Annotated in this window: 4 protein-coding genes; 2 read left to right on the top strand and 2 right to left on the bottom strand. The window is 72.4% G+C overall.

Going from position 1 to position 4,480, the window contains the following annotated elements; genetic code table 11:
• Window positions 1-331: 331 nt before the first annotated feature.
• Together ACJA3G_RS31085 and ACJA3G_RS31090 are read right to left on the bottom strand one after the other, a co-directional pair.
• A complete protein-coding gene (locus ACJA3G_RS31085; protein WP_406556375.1) occupies window positions 332-1,135 on the bottom strand; it encodes a DUF3097 domain-containing protein in 804 nt (267 codons plus the stop codon).
• Between the two features lie 47 nt (window positions 1,136-1,182).
• Window positions 1,183-1,905 (bottom strand): MBL fold metallo-hydrolase, encoded by a 723-nt coding sequence (locus ACJA3G_RS31090; RefSeq protein ID WP_406556376.1) that lies wholly within the window; start codon window positions 1,903-1,905, stop codon window positions 1,183-1,185.
• A 178-nt stretch (window positions 1,906-2,083) separates the two neighbouring features.
• Between ACJA3G_RS31090 and hrcA the strand changes: the two genes are divergently transcribed.
• Together hrcA and dnaJ are read left to right on the top strand one after the other, a co-directional pair.
• Window positions 2,084-3,100: a heat-inducible transcriptional repressor HrcA gene (gene hrcA, locus ACJA3G_RS31095; RefSeq protein WP_406556377.1), complete on the top strand. Its 1,017-nt coding sequence runs from the start codon at window positions 2,084-2,086 to the stop codon at window positions 3,098-3,100.
• The gene (gene dnaJ / locus ACJA3G_RS31100; RefSeq protein ID WP_406556378.1) at window positions 3,101-4,237 is read left to right on the top strand and encodes a molecular chaperone DnaJ; all 1,137 of its coding nucleotides are present in this window, start codon (window positions 3,101-3,103) and stop codon (window positions 4,235-4,237) included. It abuts the gene before it with no gap.
• Window positions 4,238-4,480 lie beyond the last annotated feature (243 nt).

Genomic DNA, 4,480 nt, shown 5'->3' on the forward strand with positions numbered 1-4,480 from the left:
GTGCTGACGTTGCGGGGGAGGTTGTTGGCGGACGGGGTGGTGCGGAATCTGGTGGACTGACCCCGGTCCGGGGCGGTCTTCGTCTGCGGGTGCGTGGGGGTTGCTCGCGCAGTTCCCCGCGCCCCTTCAGGGCTCGGTGTTTGGCTGCGGGCCCGGTGGGGGCTGATCGCGCAGTTCCCCGCGCCCCTGGGATGCGCCCCTTCGGGGCGCCCAGGGGATTGCCGCGCAGCGGCATCTTCAGGGGCGCGGGGAACTGCGCGAGCAACCCCCACCGGGTCGCAGGCGGGCTCGATGGAAGAGGTCTCGGGGCGGAGCCCTGCCCCCGGAGGGGCTAGGGGATCGTCACGAAGTCGATCAGTTCCTCCACCCGCCCCAGCAACTCCGGCTCCAGGTCCCGATAACTCCGCACCCCCGCCAGAATCCGCTGCCACGCCGCCCCCGTGTTCACCGGCCACCCCAGCGCCCGGCACACCCCCGTCTTCCAGTCCTCGCCCCGCGCCACCACCGGCCACCCCGCGATCCCCACGGCCGCCGGCTTCACCGCCTCCCACACGTCGATGTAGGGGTGCCCGGCCACCAGCACGTGTTCACCGGTGACCGCCGCCGCGATCCGGGACTCCTTGGAGCCGGGGACCAGGTGGTCGACCAGGACGCCCAGGCGCGCGTCGGGGCCGGGGGCGAACTCCGCGACGATCGCGGGGAGGTCGTCGATGCCCGACAGGTACTCGACCACGACGCCCTCGATCCGGAGGTCGTCGCCCCACACCTTCTCCACCAGCTCCGCGTCATGGCGCCCCTCGACGTAGATGCGCCCCGCGCGCGCCACCCGCGCCCGCGCCCCCGGGACCGCCACGGAGCCCGAGGCGGTGCGCGCCGGGCGCGAGGGCGTGGGCGCGGGCGGGCGTACCAGCGTGACCACCTTCCCCTCCAGCAGGAACCCCCGGGTCGCCAGCGGGAACACACGCTGCTTGCCGAAGCGGTCCTCCAGCGTCACCGTCCCCGCCTCGCAGCGGAGCACCGCCCCGCAGAACCCGGTCGTCACCTCCTCGACGACCAGGTCGAGCTCGGCAGGCACCTCGGGGGCCGGGGACCCCTTCTTCCAGGGCGGAGTCAGGTCCGGGCTGTAGCTGCGCATTCTGATGAGAATACGGGCGGTCCATGTGCCCATATGGGTGTACGCCGTTACGACACGCCGAACTCTCCCGCGAGCCGGTCCCGCTGGGCCCGTACGAACGCCGCGTCCACCACCGCCCCGTGCCCCGGCACGTACACCGCGTCCTCGCCGCCCAGGCCGAGCAGCCGGTCCAGGGCGGCGGGCCAGCGGGTGCGGACCGCGTCCGGTCCCGCCTGCGGCTCGCCGGACTCCTCGACCAGGTCGCCGCAGAAGACGATCTCGGGCGAGCCGGGGGTGCCGGGGACCAGCAGGGCCAGGTCGTGGCCGGTGTGCCCGGGGCCCACGTTCGCCAGCAGCACCTGCCGCCCGCCCAGTTCCAGCGTCCACTCGCCCGACACGAAGTGCTGGGGGCGCACCAGCAGGTCCGCCGCCTCGGCGGCCTGCGCGGCCGGCACCCCGTGCGCGACGGCGTCGGTCCGCAGGGCGTCCCCGTCCAGGACCCGGTCGATCCCCACCGCCCCGTACACCTCGGCCCCCGAGAACGCGGCCGTGCCGAGCACATGGTCGAAGTGGGGATGGCTGAGTGCGATATGCGTCACCCGGCGCCCGAGCAGCGCCTGCGCCTGGGCGCGCAGCTCGGCGCCCTCGCGCAGGGTCGAGCCCGTGTCGTACAGCAGGACCGCGTCCTCGCCCGCGACCAGGCCCGCCGTCGCGTCCCACCCCGGCAGCCGGCGGCGGCCCACGCCGTCGCCCAGCCGCTCCCAGCCGAACTCTTCCCAACCGACGTCCATGACGTGACGCTATCCCGGGGCGGCCGGGGACGGTGTTCGAGCGCGCCGCGAGCGTCACGGGCGCCCGCCCTTGCTAGGGGTGTACCGGTCGGCCGTACACTGGCCGGGGATCGCTGGCACTCGAACGCGCAGAGTGCCAGGACAGAGCGCCCAGGGACGACAGCTGGAGGTGTGCGCGGTGCTCAGTGAACGCAGACTCGAAGTCCTGCGCGCGATCGTCCAGGACTACGTCGGGACCGAGGAGCCGGTGGGCTCGAAGGCCCTGACCGAGCGGCACAAGCTGGGCGTCTCGCCGGCGACCGTGCGCAACGACATGGCCGTGCTGGAGGAGGAGGGCTTCATCGCCCAGCCCCACACCAGCGCCGGCCGTATCCCCACGGACAAGGGCTACCGGCTGTTCGTCGACCGGCTCGCGGGCGTCAAGCCGCTGTCGTCGCCGGAGCGGCGGGCCATCCAGAACTTCCTGGACGGCGCCGTCGACCTCGACGACGTGGTGGCGCGCACGGTCCGGCTGCTGGCGCAGCTGACCCGGCAGGTCGCCGTCGTGCAGTACCCGTCGCTGACACGGTCCACCGTGCGGCACGTGGAGCTGCTGTCGCTGGCCCCGGCCCGGCTGATGCTGGTGCTCATCACGGACACCGGGCGGGTCGAGCAGCGGATGGTCGACTGCCCGGCGCCGTTCGGCGAGACCTCGCTGGCGGATCTGCGGGCCCGGCTCAACAGCCGGGTGGTGGGGCGCCGCTTCGCGGACGTCCCGCAGCTGGTGCAGGATCTCCCGGAATCCTTCGAGCCGGAGGACCGAGGAACCGTTTCGACGGTGCTCGCCACCCTGCTCGAAACCCTGGTGGAGGAGACCGAGGAGCGGCTGATGATCGGCGGCACCGCCAATCTCACCCGCTTCGGACACGACTTCCCCCTGACTATTCGGCCGGTGCTGGAGGCGCTGGAGGAGCAGGTCGTGCTCCTCAAGCTGCTCGGCGAGGCCAAAGAATCGGGCATGACCGTACGAATCGGGCATGAGAACGCCCATGAAGGGCTGAACTCCACGTCCGTCGTCTCGGTCGGCTACGGTTCGGGCGGCGAAGCCGTCGCGAAACTCGGCGTGGTCGGACCGACCCGCATGGATTACCCCGGAACGATGGGAGCGGTACGCGCAGTGGCACGTTACGTCGGACAGATCCTGGCGGAGTCGTAAGTGGCCACCGACTACTACGCCGTACTGGGCGTACGCCGCGACGCGTCGCAGGACGAGATCAAGAAGGCGTTCCGGCGCCTGGCGCGTGAACTCCACCCGGATGTGAATCCGGACCCGAAGACGCAGGAGCGCTTCAAGGAGATCAACGCCGCCTACGAGGTCCTCTCGGACCCGCAGAAGAAGCAGGTCTACGACCTCGGCGGGGACCCCCTGTCGTCCTCCGGCGGCGGTGGTGCCGGCGGCTTCGGCGCGGGCGGCTTCGGGAACTTCTCGGACATCATGGACGCGTTCTTCGGCAACGCGGCGCAGCGCGGGCCCCGTTCGCGCACCCGTCGCGGCCAGGACGCCATGATCCGGCTGGAGATCGACCTCAACGAGGCGGCCTTCGGTACGACCAAGGACATCCAGGTCGACACGGCGGTCGTCTGTACGACCTGCTCCGGCGAGGGCGCCGCACCCGGCACCTCGGCGCAGACGTGTGACATGTGCCGCGGCCGTGGCGAGGTCTCCCAGGTCACCCGCTCCTTCCTCGGCCAGGTCATGACCTCCCGCCCCTGCCCCCAGTGCCAGGGCTTCGGGACCGTCGTGCCCACGCCGTGCCCGGAGTGCGCCGGTGACGGCCGCATCCGCTCGCGCCGTACGCTCACGGTCAAGATCCCGGCCGGTGTCGACAACGGCACCCGGATCCAGCTCGCGGGCGAGGGCGAGGTCGGCCCCGGCGGCGGCCCCGCCGGTGATCTGTACGTGGAGATCCACGAGCTCAACCACGACGTCTTCCAGCGCCGTGGCGACGATCTGCACTGCACGGTGACGATCCCCATGACGGCGGCGTCGCTCGGCACGAAGGTGCCGTTGCAGACGCTGGACGGCATGGAGGAGGTGGACATCCGTCCCGGCACGCAGTCGGGCCAGTCCATCCCGCTGCACGCGCGCGGTGTGACGCATCTGCGGGGCGGCGGGCGGGGCGATCTGATCGTCCACGTCGAGGTCATGACGCCGACGAAGCTGGATCCGCAGCAGGAGGATCTGCTGCGCCAGCTGGCGAAGCTGCGCGGCGAGGAACGCCCGACGGGGCAGTTCCAGCCCGGGCAGCAGGGCCTGTTCTCCCGGCTGAAGGACGCGTTCAACGGCCGCTGACGCCCTGGTTCGGCCGGGGGTCCGGGGGTTGCCCCCGGGCAGGCACAGTCAGCCCGGGCAGCAAGGCCTGTTCTCCCGGCTGAAGGACGCGTTCAACGGCCGCTGACGGTTGCCCCCCCCCGGGGGGGGGCGCCGGGCCGGTGGTTCGTCTGCGGGTGCGTGGGGGCTGGTCGCGCAGTTCCCCGCGCCCCTGACGGGGCGCTCCTCGATCGCCGGAGCAGCCGGACCACCCAGGTGCGCGGG

Source organism: Streptomyces sp. YS-3 (genome assembly GCF_045257485.1).
Classification (GTDB): Bacteria; Actinomycetota; Actinomycetes; order Streptomycetales; family Streptomycetaceae; genus Streptomyces.